The 21,588-nt window shown below is 72.5% G+C and carries 24 protein-coding genes and 1 pseudogene; 15 read left to right on the top strand and 10 right to left on the bottom strand.

Going from position 1 to position 21,588, the window contains the following annotated elements:
• Positions 1-31: 31 nt before the first annotated feature.
• A complete protein-coding gene (locus ACFU3E_RS27845; protein ID WP_384163860.1) occupies positions 32-850 on the bottom strand; it encodes a PhzF family phenazine biosynthesis protein in 819 nt (272 codons plus the stop codon).
• Between the two features lie 164 nt (positions 851-1,014).
• Between ACFU3E_RS27845 and ACFU3E_RS27840 the strand changes: the two genes are divergently transcribed.
• A complete protein-coding gene (locus ACFU3E_RS27840) occupies positions 1,015-1,656 on the top strand; it encodes a PadR family transcriptional regulator (RefSeq protein ID WP_384163857.1) in 642 nt (213 codons plus the stop codon).
• A gap of 60 nt (positions 1,657-1,716) precedes the next feature.
• Here the strand turns inward: ACFU3E_RS27840 and ACFU3E_RS27835 are convergent, their stop codons facing one another.
• Complete coding sequence (locus ACFU3E_RS27835; protein ID WP_384163854.1) at positions 1,717-2,145, bottom strand: SRPBCC family protein; 429 nt, start codon at positions 2,143-2,145, stop codon at positions 1,717-1,719.
• Between the two features lie 223 nt (positions 2,146-2,368).
• Here ACFU3E_RS27835 and ACFU3E_RS27830 point away from each other — a divergent pair, with 223 nt between their 5' ends.
• From ACFU3E_RS27830 to ACFU3E_RS27820, 3 genes are all read left to right on the top strand, one after another.
• A complete protein-coding gene (locus ACFU3E_RS27830) occupies positions 2,369-2,917 on the top strand; it encodes a Clp protease N-terminal domain-containing protein (protein WP_384163851.1) in 549 nt (182 codons plus the stop codon).
• An 86-nt stretch (positions 2,918-3,003) separates the two neighbouring features.
• The gene (locus tag ACFU3E_RS27825; protein ID WP_384163905.1) at positions 3,004-4,008 is read left to right on the top strand and encodes a DMT family transporter; all 1,005 of its coding nucleotides are present in this window, start codon (positions 3,004-3,006) and stop codon (positions 4,006-4,008) included.
• A 225-nt stretch (positions 4,009-4,233) separates the two neighbouring features.
• On the top strand, positions 4,234-5,184 hold the full coding sequence (locus ACFU3E_RS27820) for a DMT family transporter (protein WP_384163848.1): 951 nt from the start codon (positions 4,234-4,236) through the stop codon (positions 5,182-5,184).
• A 16-nt stretch (positions 5,185-5,200) separates the two neighbouring features.
• Here ACFU3E_RS27820 and ACFU3E_RS27815 read toward each other — a convergent pair.
• A pseudogene (locus ACFU3E_RS27815) lies at positions 5,201-5,833 on the bottom strand (FMN-binding negative transcriptional regulator).
• On the bottom strand, positions 5,833-6,519 hold the full coding sequence (locus tag ACFU3E_RS27810; protein ID WP_384163845.1) for a pyridoxamine 5'-phosphate oxidase family protein: 687 nt from the start codon (positions 6,517-6,519) through the stop codon (positions 5,833-5,835). The pseudogene ACFU3E_RS27815 and the gene ACFU3E_RS27810 overlap by 1 nt, the downstream one beginning before the upstream one ends.
• Before the next feature lie 35 nt (positions 6,520-6,554).
• On the opposite strand from ACFU3E_RS27810, the gene ACFU3E_RS27805 reads away from it, so the two are divergent.
• Complete coding sequence (locus tag ACFU3E_RS27805) at positions 6,555-7,886, top strand: aminotransferase class I/II-fold pyridoxal phosphate-dependent enzyme (protein ID WP_384163843.1); 1,332 nt, start codon at positions 6,555-6,557, stop codon at positions 7,884-7,886.
• Between the two features lie 224 nt (positions 7,887-8,110).
• Here the strand turns inward: ACFU3E_RS27805 and ACFU3E_RS27800 are convergent, their stop codons facing one another.
• Complete coding sequence (locus ACFU3E_RS27800; RefSeq protein WP_384163840.1) at positions 8,111-9,064, bottom strand: DMT family transporter; 954 nt, start codon at positions 9,062-9,064, stop codon at positions 8,111-8,113.
• Between the two features lie 75 nt (positions 9,065-9,139).
• Here ACFU3E_RS27800 and ACFU3E_RS27795 point away from each other — a divergent pair, with 75 nt between their 5' ends.
• Positions 9,140-10,042 (top strand): LysR family transcriptional regulator, encoded by a 903-nt coding sequence (locus tag ACFU3E_RS27795; RefSeq protein WP_384163837.1) that lies wholly within the window; start codon positions 9,140-9,142, stop codon positions 10,040-10,042.
• 16 nt (positions 10,043-10,058) lie between these two features.
• Here ACFU3E_RS27795 and ACFU3E_RS27790 read toward each other — a convergent pair whose 3' ends face one another.
• Complete coding sequence (locus ACFU3E_RS27790) at positions 10,059-10,532, bottom strand: pyridoxamine 5'-phosphate oxidase family protein (RefSeq protein WP_384163834.1); 474 nt, start codon at positions 10,530-10,532, stop codon at positions 10,059-10,061.
• 134 nt (positions 10,533-10,666) lie between these two features.
• Here ACFU3E_RS27790 and ACFU3E_RS27785 point away from each other — a divergent pair, with 134 nt between their 5' ends.
• Positions 10,667-11,317: an isochorismatase family cysteine hydrolase gene (locus ACFU3E_RS27785; RefSeq protein ID WP_384163831.1), complete on the top strand. Its 651-nt coding sequence runs from the start codon at positions 10,667-10,669 to the stop codon at positions 11,315-11,317.
• On the opposite strand, the gene ACFU3E_RS27780 is transcribed toward ACFU3E_RS27785, so the two are convergent.
• Positions 11,304-11,792 carry a Rieske (2Fe-2S) protein gene (locus tag ACFU3E_RS27780; RefSeq protein WP_384163828.1) on the bottom strand — a complete coding sequence of 163 codons (489 nt, stop codon included), beginning with the start codon at positions 11,790-11,792 and terminating at the stop codon, positions 11,304-11,306. The genes ACFU3E_RS27785 and ACFU3E_RS27780 overlap by 14 nt on opposite strands.
• A 196-nt stretch (positions 11,793-11,988) precedes the next feature.
• Between ACFU3E_RS27780 and ACFU3E_RS27775 the strand changes: the two genes are divergently transcribed.
• The 7 genes from ACFU3E_RS27775 to ACFU3E_RS27745 all read left to right on the top strand — a co-directional run bounded on the left by ACFU3E_RS27775 (position 11,989) and on the right by ACFU3E_RS27745 (position 18,528).
• Entirely contained in the window at positions 11,989-12,744 is a 756-nt protein-coding gene (locus ACFU3E_RS27775; protein ID WP_384163825.1) for a HipA family kinase, read from the top strand.
• Entirely contained in the window at positions 12,741-13,154 is a 414-nt protein-coding gene (locus ACFU3E_RS27770) for a DUF3037 domain-containing protein (protein WP_384163822.1), read from the top strand. The genes ACFU3E_RS27775 and ACFU3E_RS27770 overlap by 4 nt, the downstream gene beginning before the upstream one ends.
• Positions 13,155-13,812: 658 nt before the next feature.
• Positions 13,813-14,574 (top strand): 3-oxoacyl-ACP reductase FabG, encoded by a 762-nt coding sequence (fabG, locus tag ACFU3E_RS27765; protein WP_248508564.1) that lies wholly within the window; start codon positions 13,813-13,815, stop codon positions 14,572-14,574.
• Positions 14,575-14,586: 12 nt separating this feature from the next.
• Positions 14,587-15,345 carry an SDR family oxidoreductase gene (locus tag ACFU3E_RS27760; protein ID WP_384163819.1) on the top strand — a complete coding sequence of 253 codons (759 nt, stop codon included), beginning with the start codon at positions 14,587-14,589 and terminating at the stop codon, positions 15,343-15,345.
• 198 nt (positions 15,346-15,543) lie between these two features.
• Complete coding sequence (locus ACFU3E_RS27755) at positions 15,544-17,130, top strand: ABC transporter substrate-binding protein (protein ID WP_384163816.1); 1,587 nt, start codon at positions 15,544-15,546, stop codon at positions 17,128-17,130.
• Positions 17,131-17,221: 91 nt separating this feature from the next.
• Entirely contained in the window at positions 17,222-17,905 is a 684-nt protein-coding gene (locus ACFU3E_RS27750; protein ID WP_384163813.1) for a uracil-DNA glycosylase, read from the top strand.
• Positions 17,906-18,027: 122 nt separating this feature from the next.
• On the top strand, positions 18,028-18,528 hold the full coding sequence (locus ACFU3E_RS27745; RefSeq protein ID WP_384163810.1) for a hypothetical protein: 501 nt from the start codon (positions 18,028-18,030) through the stop codon (positions 18,526-18,528).
• A gap of 9 nt (positions 18,529-18,537) precedes the next feature.
• Here the strand turns inward: ACFU3E_RS27745 and ACFU3E_RS27740 are convergent, their stop codons facing one another.
• From ACFU3E_RS27740 to ACFU3E_RS27730, 3 genes are all read right to left on the bottom strand, one after another.
• Positions 18,538-19,053 carry a hypothetical protein gene (locus tag ACFU3E_RS27740; RefSeq protein WP_384163807.1) on the bottom strand — a complete coding sequence of 172 codons (516 nt, stop codon included), beginning with the start codon at positions 19,051-19,053 and terminating at the stop codon, positions 18,538-18,540.
• 112 nt (positions 19,054-19,165) lie between these two features.
• Entirely contained in the window at positions 19,166-19,678 is a 513-nt protein-coding gene (locus tag ACFU3E_RS27735; protein ID WP_384163804.1) for a DinB family protein, read from the bottom strand.
• A 43-nt stretch (positions 19,679-19,721) separates the two neighbouring features.
• Positions 19,722-20,312 (bottom strand): TetR/AcrR family transcriptional regulator, encoded by a 591-nt coding sequence (locus tag ACFU3E_RS27730; RefSeq protein WP_384163801.1) that lies wholly within the window; start codon positions 20,310-20,312, stop codon positions 19,722-19,724.
• An 81-nt stretch (positions 20,313-20,393) separates the two neighbouring features.
• On the opposite strand from ACFU3E_RS27730, the gene ACFU3E_RS27725 reads away from it, so the two are divergent.
• Positions 20,394-21,578 carry an FAD-dependent monooxygenase gene (locus ACFU3E_RS27725; RefSeq protein ID WP_384163798.1) on the top strand — a complete coding sequence of 395 codons (1,185 nt, stop codon included), beginning with the start codon at positions 20,394-20,396 and terminating at the stop codon, positions 21,576-21,578.
• The last annotated feature ends 10 nt before the right edge of the window (positions 21,579-21,588 follow it).

Raw genomic sequence — 21,588 nt, 5'->3', positions numbered from 1 at the left:
TACGGCACCGTCGTACGCCCCTTCGTGCGTCTCAGGCCAGCAGGTCGCCCTCGATGACGGTGACCGCCCTGCCGGTCAGCAGGGTGCGGTCGCCGCGCAGCTCCGTGCGGACGCGGCCGGAGCGTGGTGAGGCCTGGAGCCCGGTGAGGGCGGTGCGGCCCAGGCGCCCGGACCAGAACGGGGCGAGGGCGGTGTGGGCGCTGCCCGTCACCGGGTCCTCGTCGATGCCGACGTTCGGGAAGAAGCAGCGCGAGACGAAGTCGTAGCCCCGGGCGGGATCCTCGGCCCGGGCCGTGGCGATGACACCGCGCTGGGAGTGGGCGGCGAGGGCCTTCAGATCGGGGACGAGGCCGTGCACCGTCTTCTCGTCGGCGACCTCCACGAGCAGGTCGCCCACGTTCGGCCCGGTGTCGAGGACCGTGAGCGTCTCGGTGCCCAGGGCCTCGGCGAGGCGGGAGGGCGGGTCGAGCCGGGTGAGCGGGGCCGTCGGGAAGTCCAGTGTGACGGAGCCGTCCTCGGCGGGGGTGGCGACGAGGACGCCGCTGCGGGTGGCGAACCGCACCGGGCCCCGGTGGGCGCCGGTCGTGTGCAGGACGTGGGCGGTGGCGAGGGTCGCGTGGCCGCACATCGCGACCTCGGTCGCCGGCGTGAACCAGCGCAGCGCCCAGTCGGCCTCGGCGCTCTCGGGGAGCGGGTGGGCGAAGGCCGTCTCGGCGTGGTTGACCTCCAGGGCGACGTTCTGCAGCCAGGTGTCGTCCGGGAAGGCGTCCGCGCCGGTCAGGAGCAGGACCCCGGCCGGGTTGCCGGAGAAGGGGTGATCGGTGAAGGCGTCGACGATTCGGATCCGCATGCCCCGACGCTATGGCTCTCATGAAGCCGCGGGCCAAGGCCAATTCGTGAGCGCTGGCCCGGTTCTGCGGGCCGGCCCTGTCAGCCGGGCCTTGCCGTTCGACAGTCACCGATATATCGTTGAAGCATCGCGACAGGTCAACGATGGAATGGAGAGTGGTTGCGATGCGTACCCACGGATTCGAGCGTGGACACGGACACGGCGGTCCCCACGGCCGGGGCGGCTTCGAAGGGCTGCGTGCGGCCTTCGGTCCCTTCGGGCCGGGCGGTCCGGGCGGTCCGGGCGGCCCCGGCTGGGGCGGGCCCGGTGGACCGGGCTTCGGTTCCGGCCCCTGGGGTGGACGAGGGCGCGGGGGACCACGGGGGAGGGCGCGGCGCGGTGACGTACGGGCCTCGATCCTGGCCCTGCTGAAGGACCGGCCGATGCACGGCTACGAGATGATCCAGGAGATCGCCGAGCGCAGCGGCGGAGCGTGGAAGCCCAGCCCCGGCTCGGTGTACCCCACCCTCCAGCTGCTGGAGGACGAGGGGCTGATCGTCAGCGCCTCCGAGGGCGGCAAGAAGCTGTTCTCGCTCACCGAGACGGGCCGTGAGGCTGCCGGGGAAGGGCCCGAGGCGCCCTGGGAGGAGGCCTCCCGCGGGGTCGACTGGGAGGCCCTCGGCGAGATCCGCCAAGCCGGCTTCGGTCTGATGGAGGCCTTCGGCCAGGTCTGGAAGACCGGCAGCAAGGAGCAGCGGGAGAAGGCGCTCGGCGTCATCAACGACGCCCGCAAGAAGCTGTATCTGATCCTCGCCGACGAGGACTGAATCGCGCCGGAGGAGAGGCGCCCCCGGAGTCGCCCGGGGGCGCCTCGGCGTGCGGGGGTGTCAGGTCACCAGCCCGTCCAGCTTGCGCAGCGACTCGTGCAGGGCCGCCGTGGCCGAGTCCTTGAGCTTGCCCGCCATCAGGGACACCGTCGCGCCCGTGAACTCCCCGTCGATGCGCACCGTCGTGGCGTCGCCGTCGGGGGTGAGGGTGTAGCGCGTCGCGACGGTCACCGCCATCGGGCCCTTGCCACGGATGGCGAGAATCCGCGCCGGTTCCAGTTCCTTGACGGTCCAGTCCACCTCGGCCGGGAAGTTCATGAGCCGCATGTTCTCCCGGAACGTCGCGCCCACTTCCAGGGGCTCCGGACCGCCTGCCGGGAAGCTCGTGTGGGTCGCGTTCCACTCGCCGTGCGCGGACCAGTCCGTGAGCCTCGCCCACACCTTCTCGGCCGGCGCCCCGATGCGTGCCTCCGCGCTGACTTCGGCCATGCGACCACCTCTTCGTGTCGGGCTGGGTGCCGCGGAACGTAGCCGCGAGGGCCGCAATGTTCAATACTGACGAACTGTCAGTCATGCGGAGGTCTCCATCCGCATCTGCCTGATCTCCTCCGCAAGGAGGAGATTCCGGCCGGGGGAGTCCACTTCCCGTGGGACGCGAAGATGCTTCCCGCCGGGGATGACCCGGTCCGGCGGGACTGATGGGGTAGGGGATGTGCAATCCCGTACCCCCCGGCAGTCGGCCCATGAGCACGGCATTCAGCGCGTGGACAACGATGCCAGGCTCAGTGACGAGCTGGCCTCGGCGGTCGGCGGTGCCCGGCGCCGGGCCGTCCGGGACGGGGACCGGCAGATCGACACCGCCCATCTGCTCCACTCGCTGCTGGAGTCCGAGTCCGAGGTGCGTGCCCTCTTCGGTGACGGGCCGCAGATCGCGCGGCTGCTCGGCTATCTCGTCCAGCGCAGCATCGGCTACGGCCTGCGCTGGCAGAACGGTGTCGAGGACTCCGGTGCCGTCCCGGTGGTGAGGGAGACGGCGGGCTTCTCGCCGCTCGCCGCCGCGAGCATGGAGTACGCGTGCGAACGCGCCGCCCAGCGTGGTGGACCGGCCCGTGGCCCCGACCTGCTCGCGGCGATCGTCGCCGACCCGCAGGCGCGTGCGGTCGAGGTGCTCGAACGGGCCGGCGTCGACCCGCGCGAGGTGTACGCCCGGCTCAACGACCGGTTCGGCATCGCGCGGGAGTGCGGCGAAGCCGCTCACTGAGCGGCAGGGCGCGGGCCAGGTCGTCCCGTCCAGGCTGTGAGACAGGTGCCATAGGGGATGACGCTCCTGTCATGGCCTGCCATCATGTGCCGGTGCGTACCTCTGGCAGCAGCGTGAGCGGGCGCGGCAGGGGTGTGGGGCTCGGCCTCGCGCTGCTGTCCGCGGTGGCCTTCGGCGGATCCGGTGTCGCGGCGAAGCCGCTGATCGAGGCAGGTCTGGATCCGCTGCACGTGGTGTGGCTGCGGGTGGCCGGGGCTGCCCTGGTCATGCTGCCGCTCGCAGTGCGCCACCGCGCGCTGCTGCGACGGCGGCCCGGACTGCTCGCCGGGTTCGGGCTGCTGGCCGTCGCCGGTGTCCAGGCCTGCTACTTCGCGGCGCTCTCCCGGATCCCCGTCGGGGTGGCGCTGCTCATCGAGTACCTGGCGCCCGCGCTGGTGCTGGGCTGGGTGCGGTTCGTGCAGAAGCGGCCCGTGACGCGTGCCGCCGCGGTCGGTGTCGTGCTCGCGGTCGGCGGACTCGCCTGTGTCGTCGAGGTGTGGTCGGGCCTCGGCTTCGACGCCCTCGGGCTGCTGCTCGCGCTCGGCGCGGCCTGCTGCCAGGTCGGCTACTTCGTGCTGTCCGACCAGGGCGGCGACGCCGGGGACGAGGCGCCCGACCCGCTCGGTGTCATCGCCTACGGCCTGCTTGTCGGCGCGGCCGTGCTGACCGTCGTCGCCCGGCCCTGGACCATGGACTGGTCGGTGCTCCAGGGCACCGCCGGCATGGACGGCAGGCCCGTCGCCGCCGTCGTACTGCTGGCGTGGATCGTCCTCGTGGCCACGGTCGCCGCCTACGTCACCGGGGTGGTCTCCGTGCGGCGCCTCTCCCCTCAGGTCGCGGGGGTCGTGGCCTGCCTCGAGGCGGTCATCGCCACCGTCCTGGCCTGGGTCCTGCTCGGCGAGCACCTCTCGGTGCCGCAGATCGCCGGTGGGGCGATCGTGCTGGCGGGCGCGTTCATCGCGCAGTCCTCGACGCCGGCGAAGGGTTCCGCGCAGCCGGTGGCGAGCGGCGGGCCGGAAAGGGAATTGTCCGGGCGCGGCACCAGCGCCTAAGGTGTCGATCATGCCTTCGAACGCACTCGTTCTTCCGCCTCCGGCCGCCTGAGGCGGGCCCTCCGGATACCGCGCCCGGCGACTCGCCGCCGCGCAGAACGGTGCTGCCCGCAGACGAAGTCCGTGGACTCCTGATCCCGACCGATCGGGGACCCTTCCGAACTTCCGCGCACCGCCCGCCGCTTGTCGCGTGCGGCGCGTCGTGCGCGACTGCGGAGAGAACACGTGTCGAACACTGCCTCCGGCCTGCCCATCGGGCGAGGCCTCCTCTATCTGATCGTCGCCGGTGTCGCCTGGGGCACCGCGGGCGCGGCCGCCTCGCTGGTCTACCTGGCCAGTGACATGGGGCCCGTCGCCCTGTCCTTCTGGCGCTGCGCCGCCGGTCTCGTGCTGCTGCTCGCGGTCCTCCTGTTGCGGCCGCGTGCCGGAACCCCCGTGCGGGGACCGCTCGGCCGCCGGGTGCTACGGGCCGGGGTCACCGGGCTCGGGCTCGCCGTCTTCCAGACCGCGTACTTCGCGGCCGTCTCCGCCACCGGCCTCGCGGTGGCCACCGTCGTCACCCTGGGCGCGGGGCCCGTGCTCATCGCGCTCGGCGCCCGGCTGACCCTGGGCGAGCGTCTGGGCCGAGGCGGCGCCGTCGCCGTGGTGGGTGCCCTCGCCGGGCTCGGGGTCCTCGTCCTCGGAGGCGGGGCTACGACCGTACGCCGAGCGGGTGTGCTGCTGGCGCTGCTGTCCGCGGCCGCGTACTGCGTGATGACGCTGCTCACCCGCCGGTGGGGCCGCGACGGCGAGGGCGATGCCACTCGCACGACCGCCGGGGCGTTCGCCGTCACGAGCCTGTGCCTGTTTCCGTTCGCCCTGGCGGAGGGAGTGCTGCCGCACACCGAGGAGCCCGGCCGGCTCCTGCTCCTGCTGGTCTACGTCGCCGCAGTCCCCACCGCGCTCGCCTACGGCCTCTACTTCGCGGGCGCGGCCGTCGTGCGGTCCGCCACCGTCTCGGTGATCATGCTGCTCGAACCGGTGAGCGCGGCGGTGCTCGCCGTCGTCCTGCTAGGCGAGCGCCTCACGGCGGCGACACTGACCGGGACCCTGCTGATGCTCGGCTCGGTGACGGGCCTCGCGGTGGGGGAGGCGCGAGGTGCCCGGACGCGCCAGGATCCGGTGACGGCCGTGTGAGGCGGGGCCTCGCGGTCTACGCCTCCCGCCTGCGCGTGAGATGGTCGCGAGCCCTCGAGTCGCCCGGATTGCCGCGGGCCGCGAGACCCGCGGCAATCCGGTCCCGGACTTCGTCCGGCTTGTGGTTCGCGTACTTGAACTTCGCGCTTACGTCCGTCACTTCGAGGCGCAGGCCGCGGATGCCGGCGAGCATCCTGCCGTACGGGGCCTCACCCGCCGCTGCCCGTGCGGAGCCGCCCTGCGGCTGGAAGTGGTCGACCTGGCGGTTGAGGAGCGCGGCCTTCTCCGCCGGGTCGTCCACGGCATGGGCGCGGCAGCGGAGCTGGACGGCCGCGTAGAAGCTCGTCGGGACGCCGTGCTCGGGCGGGACGTCCGGTGCGGCCTGCCAGGGGCCGGGCACCTACACGTAGTCGTCGACGACGCTCAGCAGGACGTCCGGGTGGGCCTTCAGCGCGGGCCAGAGTGGATTCGGACGGGCGAGGTGGGTGACGACCTCGCGGCGTCCTGCGTCGTAGGCGAAGTGCAGGGGCTGGACGTGGGGCGGGTCGCCGGGCAGGCCGTTGACGGCGACCTGGCCGAAGTCGTGACCGGCCAGCCACCGTTGCCATTCGGTGCCGCAGCGGGGCGCGTCCCAGGGGTGGATCAGCATCACAGGGCCCCGAGGTAGCCGGGCAGTCCGGTGCCGGGGGCCAGTCCGGGGTCGGGGGCCGGCGTGCCGTAGGTGCGCTGCACCGGGACGACCCCGGCCCAGTGGGGGAGGGCGAGGTCCTCCGGTTCGTCGTTCACCCCGCCGGTGCGCAGCTTCGCGGAGACCTCGTCCAGGTCCAGGCGGATCAGCGCGGTGGCGGCCAGCTCCTTCTTGTCGGCGGGGCGCGAGTCGGCGGAGCGGCCGGGCACGACGTGGTCGACCAGCGCGTCCAGGGCCTGCCGCTTCTCCTCGGGGTCCGTCACGTCGTGGGCGACGCCGTGTACCACCACGGAGCGGTAGTTGATCGAGTGGTGGAAGGCGGAGCGGGCCAGGACCAGACCGTCGACGTGCGTGACCGTCAGGCAGACCGGGAGGCCCGGGTCGGCCTGGCCGGCCGCACGCAGCGGACGCGAGCCCGTGGAGCCGTGCACGTACAGCCGTTCGCCGACCCGGGCGTACAGCGTGGGCAGGACGACCGGCGCCCCGTCGCGGACGAACCCGAGATGGCAGACGTAGGCCTCGTCGAGTATCGCGTGCACCAGGTCCCTGTCGTACGAGGCGCGGTCCGGGGAGCGGGTGGGGACGGTGCGGTCGCTCGGGGTGTAGCTGGTGCCGGGCTGCGACGGCGTCTGCGTGGTCCCCTGCATGGCGTCCTCCATTGTGCTAGTGCATAATTGGCTTTGTGCTAGGAGAGTATCCGATCAGTGGGCGTCGCGCAGCGGACATTTCCGCGAGCGTCGAGCGTGCGGTAGGGGCCGGTGAGCTGCGGCCGGGGCAACTGCTTCCCCCGATGAGGGAGTTGGCGGAGCGGCTGGGGGTGAACCCCAACACGGTCGCGGCCGCGTACCGGACCCTGCGCGAGCGCGGGGTCATCGAGACCGCGGGCCGCCGCGGCAGCCGGGTGCGGCCCGCCCCGGCGACGACCGGGCGGGACCACTTCAGGGTGGATGTCCCCGAGGGCGTGCGGGACGTCGCGCAGGGCAATCCGGACCCGGCGCTGTTGCCGCCGCTCGCGGACGCCTTCGCGGCGGCGGCCGCCGAGGGCGACCAGGCGCCCGTCCTCTACGGAGACCTGCCCGTGGAGCCGGAGCTGGCCAGGATCGCGCGGGCCGGACTCGATGCCGACGGGGTGCCGGACGGGCCGCTCGCCGTGGTCTCCGGGGCTCTCGACGGCGTCGAGCGGGTGCTGGCGGCCCACCTCAAGCCCGGTGACACCGTCGCCGTCGAGGACCCCGGCTGGGGCCGCACCCTCGATCTTGTGCCGGCGCTCGGGCTGCGGACCGTCCCCGTGGGTGTCGACGACGAGGGGCCCCGCGCGGAGGATGTGCGCCGGGCGCTGGAGGCCGGGGTCCGGGCCCTGATCGTCACGGACCGGGCGCAGAACCCGACCGGCGCCGCGGTGAGCGCCCGGCGTGCGAGGGCCCTGCGAGGCGTGCTCCGGGAGCACCCGGAGGTCCTGCTGGTCGAGGACGACCACGGTCACGGCATCGTCGACGTGCCCCTGCACCCCCTGGCCGGTGTCACACGGCACTGGGCGTTCGTGCGCTCGGCCGCCAAGGCCTACGGCCCCGATCTGCGTCTCGCCCTGCTCACCGGGGACGCCGTCACCGTCGACCGGGTCCGGGGGCGGCACCGGCTCGGGCCTGGCTGGGTGAGCCGGCTGACGCAGCGGGCCCTGGTGCGGCTGTGGGCCGACGGCGCGGTGGACACGGCCGAGGTGGCGGCGTCGTACGGGCGGCGGCGTGACGCGCTGGTCGGGGCGCTCGAACGGCGCGGTGTCGCGGCGTGCGGGCGCAGCGGCATGAACGTGTGGGTGCCCGTGCCGGACGAGACCGGCGCCGTCGCCCGGCTGCTGCACGCCGGCTGGGCGGTGGCCCCCGGGGCCCGCTTCCGGCTGACCGCGCCGCCCGGCATCCGGGTCACCGTCTCGACGCTCGCCGCGGGCGAGGTCGAGACGCTGGCCGACGCGATCGCGTCGGCCCTCGGGCCCGCCCCCGCGCGGAGCTACGACTGAGACCCGGCTTGGGTCCTCCGGCCCCGCGCGCGGACCACGGCTGAGGTGTGGCTTCGGTCCTCGGGCTGCGTGCGGAGTCATGGCTGAGGCATGGCCCCGGTGCCGGAACCGCGCGGAGCTGTGGCTGAGAGCCGGTGTCCTCCGGCCGGCGCCGAGTCATGGCTGAGGCATGGCCCCGGTGCCGGAATCACGTGCGGGCCCGTCTGCCGCAACCCCGTGCGGAGCTACGGCTGAGACACCGGCCGGGGCTTCGGGCGCAGCTGTGTGAGTGCCGCCCCCGTCAGCACGATCACCGCCCCGACCGGCGTCGACCAGGCGAGCGTCTCGCCGAGGAGGGTGACGCCCGCGGCCGTGGCGATGACCGGGATGAAGTATGTGACCATCTGGGCGGTCGTCGGGCCGACCTCGGCGACCAGGCCGTACTGCAGGAGCACCGCCAGGCCCGTGCCCAGTGCGCCCAGGGCCGCGATCGCCAGCAGCGGCACGACGGAGACGCGGGTGGGCAGGGTCGTGGACAGCGGGGTGACGACGGCCAGCTGGACCGTCGCGAGCAGCAACTGCGCGCCGGTCATCGACAGGTGCGAGTCGCGGGTGCCGGCCAGGGTGCGCCGGACGTAGATCCAGCCGATCGGGTAGCTGAGGGAGGCGAGCAAGGCCAGTGCCGTACCGGTGGCGTCCACGCCGTGGAAGCCCTGCCAGGCGCCCAGCACCGTGAGCACTCCGAGGAAGCCCAGCCCCAGCCCCGCGACCCGCACCCGGGTCGGGCGGTCCTCCGACAGCGCGACCAGCGACAGCGCCATGCCCCACAGTGGTGAGGTCGCGTTGCAGATGCCCGCCAGCGTGGACGGGATGGTCAGCTCGGCGTACGCGAACAGCGAGAACGGCAGGGCGTTGAGCAGGAACGCGGCGACCGTCAGATGCCCCCAGACCCGCGCCCCGCGCGGCAGCCGCTCGCGTCGCATCGCCATCGCGGCGGCCAGCACCGCCGTGCCGAACACCAGTCGGCCGAGCGTCACCTGGAACGGTGCGTACCCCTCGGTGCCCACCTTGATGAGGAGGAAGCTGAAGCCCCAGATCAGGGACAGGGCGACGAAGCGGAGGCGCCAGTCGAGGCGGCGGCGGGGCGGGGCGGACGGGGCGGTGGCGACCCGGCCTGGCGAGGTGGTCACGGTGCTCATGGCAGCCACGATGCGGCAGCAGAACCTCGTAGCACAATCGAGATTTCGCACCCGGTACCGCGTAGCATTGCTTACATGTTGAACCTGGAGCGCCTGCGCACCCTCGACGCCCTCTCCCGGCACGGCTCGGTCAGCGGCGCGGCCGAGGGGCTGCACATCACGACGTCCGCCGTCTCGCAGCAGCTGTCCAAGCTGGAGAGGGAGGTCGGCCAGCGGCTCCTCGCCAAGAACGGCCGGGGCGTACGGCTCACCGACGCGGGCCGGCTGCTCGCCGAGCACGCCGCGCGCATCCTCTCCCAGGTGGAACTCGCCCAGTCCGATCTGGAGGCGCAGCGCGGGCAGGTCGTCGGTGAGCTCAGAGTGTCGGCGTTCCCGACGGCCGCACGGGGGCTGTTCCCGCTCGCGCTGTCCGCACTGCGCGAGCAGCACCCCGCGCTCCGGCTGCGCTCCTGCGAGCTCGAACCGGAGCAGGGCATCGCCGGAGTCGTGCGCGGCGACCTCGACCTCGCCGTGGTGCTCGACTGGTACAACAAGCCGATGGCGCTGCCCGACGGCCTGGTCAAGGCGTCGATCCTGGACGACCCGGCCGAGGTCGCCCTGCCGGTGGACCATCCGCTCGCCGGGCGTGAGGAGGTGGATCTCGCCGAGTTCGCCGACGACGAGTGGATCACCTGGGGCGAAGGGGAGTTCTGTCACGAGTGGCTGATGTTCACGCTGCGTTCCAAGGGCGTCGAGCCGATCGTCGGCCATCGCGCCGCCGAGAACCACACGCAGCTCGCGCTGGTCGCCGCGGGCCTCGGGGTGTGCATCGCCCCGGTGCTGGGCCGCCGTCCCGTGCCCGCCGGGGTCGTGACCGTCCCCCTCAGGCAGCGGGTCCGGCGGCACGTGTACGTCGTCTGGCGCGCGGACGCCGACCGCCGCCCGTCGATCCGGGCCGCGGTGGAGGCCCTGCGGGCGGCGGGGGAGAGCGTCGCCTGAACGTTGCCGGGGAGTGCTACTGCCCGGCCAGTTTGCGGAAGTCCCAGGAGACGATCTTCTCCGGCGTCAGACGGACCCACGCGTGCCGGCCGTCGTGCGGCATCTCCTCCAGACCGAAGTTCTTCCGCGCGAACAGCGTCTCCGGCACGTCGAGTTCGGCGCGCAGCTCGCCCGTGCGCGGGATCTCGCCCACGAACTCGACCGTGCCGGACAGCTCGGCGCCCCGCAGCTCGTCGTACTCCTCGCCGGTGTCGACCACGATCGCCACCCGGGGGTCGCGCCGCAGGTCGGCCCACCGCTTGCTGCGCACGACCGAGTACAGCCACATCGAGGCGCCGTCCCAGGCGAACCACAGCGTGCTCACGTGCGGGGCGCCGTCGGCCGACACGGTGGCGACCCGGCAGGTGCGCTGGGTGGTCAGGAAGTCGTCCAGTTCACCCGGCGTCATCATGATCTTCCGGCCTCTGCGCTGCTGCTGAGTAACGGTCATGCGCCCCCTCTTTCTCCCACGTCGTGCCAGAGGAGAGATCCTCTGACATCACGTCAGAAAAGGATGGGTGCTCTTCCGTCCGTGCGCAATGGTGGCTACGCTCACCCGCCCGGCCGCCGGTGACAGGGGGAGACGTGCCCTCGTACGAAGTGCTCAGCGAGCTCCTCGAACCGCGCACCACCGTGCTGCTCACCGTCGAGTGCCAGGAGGGCGTCGTCGGGGAGGAGAGCGCACTGCCCGCACTCGCCGAAGAGGCACGTGCCGGCGGTGCCCTCGCCAACGTCGCCCGTCTGGTGGCGGCCGCCCACGACGGCGGCGTCCAGGTCGTCCACGCCGTCGCCGAGCGCCGTCCCGACGGCCGCGGCGCCGGAAGCAACGCCCGCCTCTTCCGCGCCGCCGCACGCCTGCCGGTCCAGCAGCTGACCGGCACACCGGCGGTGCGGGTGGCCGCCCCGATCGAGGTCGCCGAGGAGGACCTCGTCGTACGGCGTCTGCACGGCCTGTCGCCCCTGCAGGGCACCGACGTCGACCCGCTGCTGCGCAACCTCGGCTGCCGCACCCTGATCGTCACCGGGGTATCGGCCAACGTGGCCGTACCCAACGCCGTGTTCGACGCCGTGAACCGCGGCTACACCGTCGTCGTCCCGGCGGACGCCATCGCGGGAGTGCCTTCCGACTACACCCCCGCGATGATCCGCCACACCCTCTCCCTGGTCGCCACGGTCGCGGCCACGGACGAGGTGCTGGCGTGCCTGGAGCGTCCGCGTGGAGTCAGGCGAGCGTGATGGAGTCGCCGTTCACGGTCACCTGTTTCGCCTCCAGAGGCTTGACCGCGGGGCCCTTCTTCACGCTGCCGTCGAGGACCGAGAACTGACTGCCGTGGCAGGTGCAGGAGATGATGTCGTCCTTGAGGTCCACCATCGGACAGTTCTGGTGGGTGCAGATCGTCGAGAAGGCCTTGTAGTCGCCCGCGGCCGGCTGCGAGACCACGACCTTCTCGTCCTTGAAGATCTTGCCGCTGCCCTCGGGGATGTCGGTGGTCTTCGCCAGCGCCGCACCGCCGGCCCCCGCTCCGGCGGACGAGCCGCCCCCTTCGTTCGTCGCGCCGCCGCCGCCGGCGCCCTGTTCGGTGGACGGGTCGGACGCCTTGTCCTCCGACCCGCACGCCGTCAGCGCCACGGTGAGTCCCGCCGCGCCAGCCGCCGCCACGACGGTGCGGCGGCTCGGTCCCGACATCGGCTGAACTGATTCGCTGGTCATGCTGACGTTCCTTCCGGGGATTCGTGATCTGCCGAGAGGTACGGCCCTCGCGGACCGGCTGTTCAGACCATGTCGAAATCCTGACCCGTTCGCGGAATGGCACGGGTAAAGCGGAGCTGTCGGTTCGCTGTCGGATTCCCGCCCGCCGCCGCGAGGCCGTCGCCGCGGCCGCCGCGTACGTCGGTAACCTGGGGCGATGCTCAAGGAAGTGATCGCGACCCGTTTCATCGCGCCCCTGCGCGAGGGTGGTTCGCTGCCGGGCCTGGTCGAGGCCGACGACCTCGGCACCTACGTCCTGAAGTTCACCGGCGCGGGACAGGGCCGTAAGACACTCGTCGCCGAGGTGGTCTGCGGGGAACTCGCCCGCCGGCTGGGGCTGCGGACGCCGCGCCTGGTCACCGTCGAGCTCGACGCGGAGCTGGGGCTGGGCGAACCGGACGAGCAGGTGCAGAGCCTGCTCCGCTCCAGCGGCGGCACCAACCTCGGCATGGACTTCCTCTCCGGCGCGCTCGGCTTCGACCCGCTGGCGTTCGAGGTGAGCCCCGAGGAGGCCGGCCGGGTGGTCTGGTTCGACGCACTGATCAACAACGTCGACCGGTCCTGGCGCAACCCCAACCTGCTGAGGTGGCGGGGCGAGTTGTGGCTCGTCGACCACGGGGCGACGATGATCTGGCACCACAACTGGCAGGGCGCGGAGGCCTCCGCGGCCCGCCCGTACGACGCCTCCGACCACGCACTGGCGTCCTTCGCCCCCGAGGTCGCCGCTGCCGCCGCCGCGTTGGCGCCCCTGGTCACCGAGGAACTCCTCGCGGACGTCACCGCCCAGATTCCGGACGCCTGGCTCACGGACGAACCCGGCTTCGCCGCGCCGGACGACCTGAGGCGGGCCTACGCGCGCCCGCTGCTCGCACGGGCCGCCGTCATCCACGACCGTATCCAGGGGCTCAAGTGAACGACCGGCACATCATCAGGGGCGGGCCCCGGGGCCGCCACGTCTACGAGTACGCCGTCCTGCGCGTCGTCCCGCGCGTCGAACGCGGCGAGTGCGTCAACGCCGGGGTCCTCGTCTACTGCCGCGCCGCGTCCTACGTCGGCGTCCGCACCCACCTCGACGAGACCCGCCTGCTGGCCCTCGACCCCCGGGCCGATGTGGCCGGTGTCCGAGCCGCCCTGCGGGCCGTGGAAGGCCTGTGCGCGGGCGGCCCCGCGGCCGGCCAGGCGGCCTCCGACGACCCGGGCCGCCGCTTCCGCTGGCTCGTCGCCCCCCGCTCCACCATCGTCCAGCCCGGCCCCGTGCACACCGGCCTGACCACGGACCCGGCAGCGGAGACCGAGCGGTTGCTGGACCTGCTGGTGAGGTGACGTCTGCCCCGCCCCAGCGATCAGTGCCGACGACGCCTCACCACGTAGCCGGCCGCGAGGGCGGCACCCGCCGCGAAGGTCGGGCCGAACCCCGCCTCCCGGTCGCCCGGCCCGGGGACACCGCGCTCCCGAGTCCGCCCCGCACGCCTCGGGAAGGGGCGGCGGTGGGAGTAGTGGTGCCTGGCGGAGGTGGTGGGGGAGACGAGCCGCGGTGGGCCAGGGCCTCACACGCGATGCCGCCGTCCGGGCCCCGATCCTCGTCGAGTCTGTGGGGACCGCCCGGATGCGCGTCGAAGACGGCCTGTGCGTCCTCCTGGAAGGAGAAGTTCGCGGCAGTCCAGGTCCTGCAGGGCATGAGCGGAGTCGGCCGGCGGCACGAGCGCGGCGATCGCGAACAGCGCGCCTGTGGCACCGATGCGACGGCGCACCGGGCGCCTCCCCTCCGGCCACGGGTGGCTCGCGCTCCGACGCCGGGCGCCGAGCCGTGCTGCGGCGCGCGGCCGTACGCCGGTCGGGTGTCCCTGGGGGACGCTGCCGGGCAGGTGGTCCCGGGTAATGGATCACATGCCGCCCCGGGCCGTTGACACCGCGTGCCAGGGCTTCTAGCGTCACACCCACTGAAGGTACTAAGCGGTCGCTCACCTGAGGAGTAGCAGTCATGTCCACCACTGAGCAGCGGGTTGCCGTCGTGACCGGTGCCGCGCGCGGCATCGGTGCCGCCACCGCCGTACGACTGGCCGCCGAGGGTCGCGCGGTCGCCGTGCTCGACCTCGACGAGGCGGCCTGCAAGGACACCGTCGAGAAGATCACCGCCGCGGGCGGCAAGGCCGTCGCGATCGGGTGCGACGTCTCGGACGAGGCACAGGTCGAGGCTGCCGTCGCCCGGATCGCCGAGGAGCTCGGCGCGCCGACGATCCTGGTCAACAACGCGGGCGTGCTGCGCGACAACCTGCTGTTCAAGATGAGCGTCTCCGACTGGGACACCGTCATGAACGTGCATCTGCGCGGCGCCTTCCTGATGTCCAAGGCCTGCCAGAAGCACATGGTGGACGCGGGCTTCGGCCGGATCGTCAACCTGTCGTCGTCGTCCGCGCTCGGCAACCGAGGCCAGGTGAACTACTCGGCCGCCAAGGCGGGCCTGCAGGGCTTCACCAAGACCCTCGCCAAGGAGCTCGGCAAGTTCGGCGTCACCGCCAACTCCGTCGCCCCCGGCTTCATCGCCACCGAGATGACCAAGGCCACGGCCGACCGCGTGGGCATGGGCTTCGAGGACTTCAAGGCCGCCGCCGCCACGCAGATCCCGGTGGCCCGGGTCGGTGAGCCGGAGGACATCGCCAACGCCATCGCCTTCTTCACCGGCGAGGCTGCCGGATTCGTCTCGGGCCAGGTGCTGTACGTGGCCGGCGGACCGCTCGACTAAGGGACGAAGAACATGACTTCCGTGGAACTCTCCGGCAAAGTCGCCCTCGTCACGGGGGCCAGCCGCGGCATCGGCTACGGCGTCGCCGAGGCCCTGGTCGCGCGTGGCGACCGCGTGTGCATCACCGGCCGCAACGAGGACGCCCTCAAGGAGGCCGTTGAGCAACTCGGCGCCGACCGCGCGGTCTACGTGGCGGGCAAGGCGCACGACGAGGCCCACCAGGCCGTCGCCGTCGAGCGCACGATGGAGGCCTTCGGCCGCGTCGACTACCTGATCAACAACGCGGGCACGAACCCGGTGTTCGGGCCGATCGCCGACCTCGACCTGAACGTCGCCCGCAAGGTCTTCGAGACCAATGTCGTCTCGGCGCTCGGCTTCGCCCAGCGGACCTGGCACGCATGGCAGAAGGACAACGGCGGCGCGATCGTCAACATCGCCTCCGTCGCGGGCCTCTCGCCCTCGCCGTTCATCGGCGCCTACGGCGTCAGCAAGGCGGCGATGATCAACCTGACCGTGCAGCTCGCGCACGAGTTCGCGCCCAAGGTCAGGGTCAACGCGATCGCCCCCGCCGTCGTGAAGACCAAGTTCGCCCAGGCGCTCTACGAGGGCCGCGAGGAGGAGGCCGCCGCGGCCTACCCGCTCGGCCGGCTCGGCGTGCCCTCCGACATCGGGGGCGCGGCCGCGTTCCTCACCTCCGGGCAGTCCGACTGGGTCACCGGCCAGACGCTCGTCGTGGACGGCGGCATCTTCCTCAACGCCGGAACCGGCTGACGCGGACCGCGCGTGCGGATCGGCACGGGCGTCCGTTGACAAGAACGGCGCCCGTGTCGGCGTAAAAGCACCGCAAAGGGCGATGACAACGTCGTCAAAGGTTTATCGATCAAGAGGTCACGTCCCGGGAGGGGCAGGGGGCGCGGCACTGCGGTATGGTCTGCCGACCCTTGGTATGGCAGATCGAGGAGCGTGCGCGTGTTCAAGCGGAACCGGTACCTGTGGCAGGTGGCGGCCATCGCGTCCATATCGTCCCTGCTCGCCGGGTGCGGCGTGCTGTCTTCCGACACACCGGAGGACGAGGGACCGATCGTCGTGGGCACCACCAGTTCCCCCAGCACGCTCGACCCTGCCGCGGCGTGGGACAGCTCATGGGAGCTGTTCCGCAACATCTACCAGACGCTCCTGAGCTATCCGACCGGCGCGAGCGAGCCCCAGCCGGACGCCGCCGAGCAGTGCGGATTCAGCGACTCCTCCCACCAGGTCTACCGCTGCGAGCTGCGCGAGGGCCTGAAGTTCTCCAACGGCGACGCGCTCGACGCCCAGGCCGTGAAGCACTCGTTCGACCGGATCCGCAAGATCAACGTCAACGGTGGTCCCGCCGGTCTGCTGGGCAGTCTGGAGCGGGTCCAGGCGTCGAACGAGCGTGAGGTGATCTTCCACCTCAACAAGCCCGACGCCACCTTCCCGTTCGTGCTCGCCACCCCCGCCATGTCGATCGTGCCCCCGGAGGACTACCCGGAGGACAGCCTGCGCGAGGACGGCGACGTGGTCGGGTCCGGGCCGTACACCCTCGACTCGTACGCCGAGGGCAAGGAGGCCGTCCTCGTCCGCAACGGTGCCTACAAGGGCTACGCGGAGCGCCGGAACGACGCGGTGACCGTCCGCTACTTCCAGGACTCCGCCACCATGGTGAAGGCCTTGCGGGACAAGAAGATCGATGTGACCTACCGCGGTCTGGCCGCCGGGGACGTCGTCGATCTCCAGAGCAAGTCCTCCAAGGACGAGGACATCCAGCTCGTCGAGGGCACCGGCACCGACATCAACTACCTGGTGTTCAACCCGAAGGACTCCTGGGCCAGCAAGAAGGCCGTGCGCCAGGCGATCGCGCAGATCGTCGACCGGGCGGCGATCGCCCACAAGGTCTACAAGGACACCGTCGACCCGCTGTACTCCATGGTCCCCAAGGGCCTCACGGGCCACACCACCGGCTTCTTCGACGACTACGGCAACCCCGACGTCGCCAAGGCCCGCAAGATCCTCACCGAAGCGGGCATCAACCAGCGCGTCCCGCTCACCTTCTGGTACACGAGTGACCGCTACGGCTCCGAGACCGCCGAGGAGTTCAAGGAGCTGGAGCGCCAGCTCGAGGACTCCGGCCTGTTCACGATCAGCCTGAAGAGCCGCCCCTGGAAGACGTACGTCGAGGGCTACCAGAAGGGCGAGTACCCGGTGTTCGGGCGCGGCTGGTTCCCCGACTTCCCGGACGCCGAGAACTTCATCGCGCCGTTCGTCGGCGACCAGAACGCCCTCGGTACGCCCTACCCGGCCCCCGAGATCACCGGCGATCTGCTGCCCCGCTCGCGCCGGGAGAGCGACCGCGCGAACGTGGAGAAGGAGTTCGAGGAGGCCCAGCGGATCCTCGTGGACGACGCGCGGCTGCTGCCGCTGTGGCAGGGCAGGCAGTACGTGGCGGCCAGCCGGGACATCTCGGGCGCGGAGCGGGCCATGGACCCGTCCACGATCATGATGTTGTGGGAGCTGCACCGCAAGACCGCCTGGTAGGCGCGCGGCACCGGGTTCCCCGGGCACGTTGTCAGTGGTCGCCGGTAGGTTCTGTGGCCTGGAAGTGACCGCACATCGTGAGGACGTTGACGTGACCGACATCGCCATGCTGCCCGAGTCCTGGCGCGGAGTTCTGGGCGACGAGCTGCAGCAGCCCTGGTTCAAGGAGCTGACGGAGTTCGTCGAGGAGGAGCGGGCGAAGGGCCCCGTCTACCCGCCGCGCGAGGAGGTCTTCGCCGCGCTGGACGCCACGCCGTACGAGGAGGTCAAGGTCCTGGTCCTCGGTCAGGACCCCTACCACGGCGAGGGGCAGGGGCACGGGCTGTGCTTCTCGGTCCGGCCGGGTGTGCGGATTCCGCCGTCCCTGCGCAACATCTACAAGGAGATGCACCAGGAGCTGGGTACGCCGATCCCCGACAACGGCTATCTCATGCCGTGGGCCGAGCAGGGCGTGCTGCTGCTCAACGCGGTGCTCACGGTCCGTGGCGGTGAGGCCAACTCGCACAAGGGCCGCGGCTGGGAGAAGTTCACCGACGCCGTGATCCGGGCGGTGGCCGAGCGCCCCGACCCGGCGGTCTTCGTGCTGTGGGGCAACTACGCGCAGAAGAAGCTTCCGCTGATCGACGAGTCCCGGCATGCCGTGGTCAAGGGTGCCCATCCCTCGCCGCTGTCGGCGAAGAAGTTCTTCGGCTCGCGCCCCTTCACACAGATCAACGAGGCGGTGGCGGCACAGGGGCACACGCCGATCGACTGGGCGATTCCGAACCTGGGCTGAGGCGTGGCCGGCCGTACGTCCGTGACGGGCCGGGCCCGGCGGTGTCCGGAGCCGCCTGAGCCGGATCGCCCCCGCCTGCGGTTAGCGTCGGCGGGAACAGCCGGCGAGTGCGCGGAGGCGTCGTGGCGGAGCGACAGGAGCAGGCGGCGCCGGATGCCGTGCTGACACGGATCGGGCAGGTCGTCATGCTGCACCACGCGGGGGACCGGGAGGAGGCCCGGCACCGGTTCCTCGGCCTGTGGGCGGAGATCGGCGAGCACGGCGACCCGCTGCACCGCTGCACCCTCGCCCACTACCTGGCCGACACCCAGGACGACCCGGCGGACGAACTGGCCTGGGACCTGCGCGCGTTGACCGCGGCCGACGAGGCCAGGGAGGAGGCCCTCGCGGTGACCGCGGTGACCGCGATCTACCCCTCCCTGCACCTGAACCTGGCGGACGACTACGTCAGACTCGGTCGCCGCGACGCCGCCCGCACCCACCTGCGGTGGGCCCGGGAAGCCGCCACCGCCCTCGCCGACGACAGCTACGGCGACGGCGTGTGGGCGGCCGTCGCACGTCTGGAATCCCGGCTGGGAGAGGGCGGCCCGGGGACATGGCGGCCGCCGCGGCAGCGGCCCTGACCCGGCGTCTCACCGCCCGTACGTGTCGCGGCAGATCGTCGCCTCCGGGCTGTCCGCCCGCCATCCCCCGTAGCGCCTGCCCAGCGCACACACGTCGGAGCTGTTCGGGACGCTCTCGTGGACGTCCTGCCGTACCGACTCCGAGACGTCCGGAAGGCCGGTGTGCGACCGCTGGGGGCTGTGCGGGGCGGGCTCGGGGTGTTCCGGACGGGCGGGGCGCGGGCGGACGTCGCGGTGGCCGGGCCGCGTCGTCCCGTGGTCCGACGCGACCGCGGGGGGCGCGGCCGGGCGGGACGACGTGGCCGGCTCCGCGCGGCGGCGCGCCTCCTCGATGAGTTGCAGGGCCTCACGGGCCGGCGCCTGCACGATCTGTGTCTCCGCCTCGCCCTCCGGCTGCGGCGCCGACGGCCGGGACGGAACCGCCGAGGGCCCCGGCGCGGGGGGATGCGGGACGGTCGTACAGCCGGAGAGGGCCGACACCGCCACGGTCAGCAGGAGCGTCGCTGTGGTGGTCGTTCGATGCACCCGCGCAACTCTGGTGCGTCCGGCCCGCGGTGGGACCGCGGACAGGCGGAGGATGCCCCGCACGGGTGATCTCGCGCCCCGTACGGAGGGCGCCGGAGTGACGGGGGTGACGTCAGTCGCCGGTCGCGCCGTCGATGCGCTCGCGGATCAGGTCGGCGTGGCCGTTGTGCCGGGCGTACTCCTCGATCATGTGGGTGTAGAGCCACCGCAGGTTGAACCGCTCGCCGGTGCGCCGGTGCCTGCCCTCGGTGATGTCGTCCAGGCCGAAGCGGGCAGCGTTGCGCCGGGCCGTCTCGATCTCGGCCTGCCAGGTGGCGTACGCCTCCTCCCAGGTGTCCGCCTCGGTGAGGTGGAACTCGCCGTCGAGGTCCTCGTCGCTCCAGTGGACCGGCTTCACGTCCTCGCCCGTCAGTACCCGGCGGAACCAGTTCCGCTCGACGTCCGCCATATGCCGCACCAGCCCCATCAGGGACAGCGTGGAGGGCTCGACGGCCGCGGACCTGAGCTGCTCGTCGCTCAGGCCCTCGCACTTCCAGGCGAGGGTCTGCCGGTGGAAGTCCAGCCAGCCCTGCAGCATGGTGCGTTCGTCGGCCGTGGTGGCGGGCATGCTGCGCTCGTTCGTCATGGACGCATCCTTTCCGAGCCGCCCGTGCCGCACCACAAGATTCTCAGCCCCCGAGCATCCCCTCCAGCAGTTCCCGCAGCCCGGTCCGCACGTCGTCCAGGCTCGGTACGTCGGCGCCGAACGACCCCGCCACACAGCTGAACATCAGCCCGTCCGCCCAGGCGATCAGCGACAGGGTGTGCCGGGCCGGGTCCGTCGAGCCCATGCCGGTGACCAGGGCGGTGAGCTGGTCCCGGAAGCGGGCGCCCGTGGCGTCGAAGTAGACCCGCAGCTCCGGGCGGCGCGTCGCCTCCAGGGCCAGTTCGTAGCGGGCGAGTGTGAGCGCGCGGTTGTTCGTCAGGGCCCGGTGGGCCGCCAGGGCCAGCGCGGCCGCCAGGGGACCGGCCCCGGCCCGGGGGTCCGGCATCTCGTGCAGGGCCAGCACCCGGGCCTCGCGGTCGGCCAGGCGCCGCACCGCCAGCTCCAGCAGGGCCTGCCGGGTCCGCGCGAGGTTCGACGTGGAGCCCTGGGGGAGTGCGGCGGCCTCGTCGACCGCCCGGTGTGTGAGGCCGCGCATGCCGCGCTCGGCCAGCAGGGCGAGGGCGGTGTCGGCCACGAGATCGGAGCGGGAGGGGCCGGCGGTGCGTTCGGACATGGGCCTCACGCTACCCGCTCGACTACAGGTGTAGTAACGTGACGGTGTCACTACAGGTGTAGTCGCAGGCGAGGAGGAGCCATGGCACAGTCCGGGCATGCCGTCGTGATCGGCGGCGGAATCGGAGGCCTGACCGCGGCGGTCGCCCTGCACCGGCGCGGACTGCGGGTCACCGTGCTGGAGCGGGCCCCCTCGCTGGAGCCGGTCGGCGCGGCGATCTCCCTCGCACCCAACTCCCTGCGCGCGCTGGACGTCATCGGCCTCGGCGACGAGATCCGCGACCTCGCGGCCTGGTCCGGGGACGGCGGGCTGCGCACCCCCTCCGGGCGGTGGCTCTCGCGAACCTCAGCCGACGCCGCCGCCGAGCGCTTCGGCGGCCCGCTCGTGCTCCTGCACCGCGCCACCCTCATCGCGAGCCTGGCCTCCCGGCTCCCACCGGGCACCATCCGCACGGGCGCCGCCGCGACCCTCGCCGACAGCGGTGACGCCGACCGGCCCGCCCGTGTCAGGACGACCGACGGAGTGCTGGAGGCCGACCTGGTGGTGGGGGCGGACGGCATCCGGTCCGCCGTACGCCACGCGCTCTTCCCCGGCCACCCCGGGGCCGTGTACTCCGGGTTCACCACCTGGCGGGTCGTGATCCCCGTCCCCGGCGCCGAGTTCGCCTCGCACGAGACCTGGGGCAGGGGCCGCATCTGGGGCACGCACCCACTCAAGGACGGGCGCGTCTACGCCTACGCCGCCGCGGTCACGCCCGCCGGCGGCCACGCGCCCGACGAGCGGGCCGAGCTGCTGAGCCGCTTCGGCGACTGGCACGACCCGATCCCCGCCGTGCTCGCCGCCGCCCGGCCCGAGGACGTCCTGCGCCACGACGTCCACCACATCACCACACCCCTGCCCGCCCACCACCACGGCCGGGCCGCCCTGCTCGGCGACGCCGCGCACGCCATGCCCCCGACCCTCGGCCAGGGCGGCAACCAGGCCATCGAGGACGCGATCGTCCTCGCGCACCACTGCGACGACCTGCCCGCATACACCGCCGCCCGGCTGCCCCGCACGACCGCCGTCGCACGCCGGGCCGTGCAGGTCGCCCACCTCAATCTCATGCGCAGCCGCGCCGGGATCGCCGTACGCAACACCGCCATGGCCACGCTGTCGAAGGCCGGACCCGCCCTGTTCCTCCGAGGGTTCGACGGCATCGCCGACTGGCGGCCGCCGCAAGGGGACACCGTATGCTCCGAGCAGACCCCGGCAGGCAACCGTTAGAGGAGATCAA

Origin of the sequence: Streptomyces sp. NPDC057424, from assembly GCF_042803315.1 — a bacterium.
Classification (GTDB): domain Bacteria; phylum Actinomycetota; class Actinomycetes; order Streptomycetales; family Streptomycetaceae; genus Streptomyces.
This window is presented reverse-complemented; position numbering and strand designations above follow the sequence as displayed.

Bases quoted from the DNA above. Each gene is read 5' to 3' on its own strand.
- ACFU3E_RS27845 (WP_384163860.1), bottom strand. From the start codon at position 850: ATGCGGATCCGAATCGTCGACGCCTTCACCGATCACCCCTTCTCCGGC.
- ACFU3E_RS27840 (WP_384163857.1), top strand. From the start codon at position 1,015: ATGCGTACCCACGGATTCGAGCGTGGACACGGACACGGCGGTCCCCAC.
- ACFU3E_RS27835 (WP_384163854.1), bottom strand. From the start codon at position 2,145: ATGGCCGAAGTCAGCGCGGAGGCACGCATCGGGGCGCCGGCCGAGAAG.
- ACFU3E_RS27810 (WP_384163845.1), bottom strand. From the start codon at position 6,519: ATGCAGGGGACCACGCAGACGCCGTCGCAGCCCGGCACCAGCTACACC.
- ACFU3E_RS27800 (WP_384163840.1), bottom strand. From the start codon at position 9,064: ATGAGCACCGTGACCACCTCGCCAGGCCGGGTCGCCACCGCCCCGTCC.
- ACFU3E_RS27795 (WP_384163837.1), top strand. From the start codon at position 9,140: ATGTTGAACCTGGAGCGCCTGCGCACCCTCGACGCCCTCTCCCGGCAC.
- ACFU3E_RS27790 (WP_384163834.1), bottom strand. From the start codon at position 10,532: ATGACCGTTACTCAGCAGCAGCGCAGAGGCCGGAAGATCATGATGACG.
- ACFU3E_RS27780 (WP_384163828.1), bottom strand. From the start codon at position 11,792: ATGACCAGCGAATCAGTTCAGCCGATGTCGGGACCGAGCCGCCGCACC.
- ACFU3E_RS27775 (WP_384163825.1), top strand. From the start codon at position 11,989: ATGCTCAAGGAAGTGATCGCGACCCGTTTCATCGCGCCCCTGCGCGAG.
- fabG (WP_248508564.1), top strand. From the start codon at position 13,813: ATGTCCACCACTGAGCAGCGGGTTGCCGTCGTGACCGGTGCCGCGCGC.
- ACFU3E_RS27760 (WP_384163819.1), top strand. From the start codon at position 14,587: ATGACTTCCGTGGAACTCTCCGGCAAAGTCGCCCTCGTCACGGGGGCC.
- ACFU3E_RS27735 (WP_384163804.1), bottom strand. From the start codon at position 19,678: ATGACGAACGAGCGCAGCATGCCCGCCACCACGGCCGACGAACGCACC.
- ACFU3E_RS27730 (WP_384163801.1), bottom strand. From the start codon at position 20,312: ATGTCCGAACGCACCGCCGGCCCCTCCCGCTCCGATCTCGTGGCCGAC.
- ACFU3E_RS27725 (WP_384163798.1), top strand. From the start codon at position 20,394: ATGGCACAGTCCGGGCATGCCGTCGTGATCGGCGGCGGAATCGGAGGC.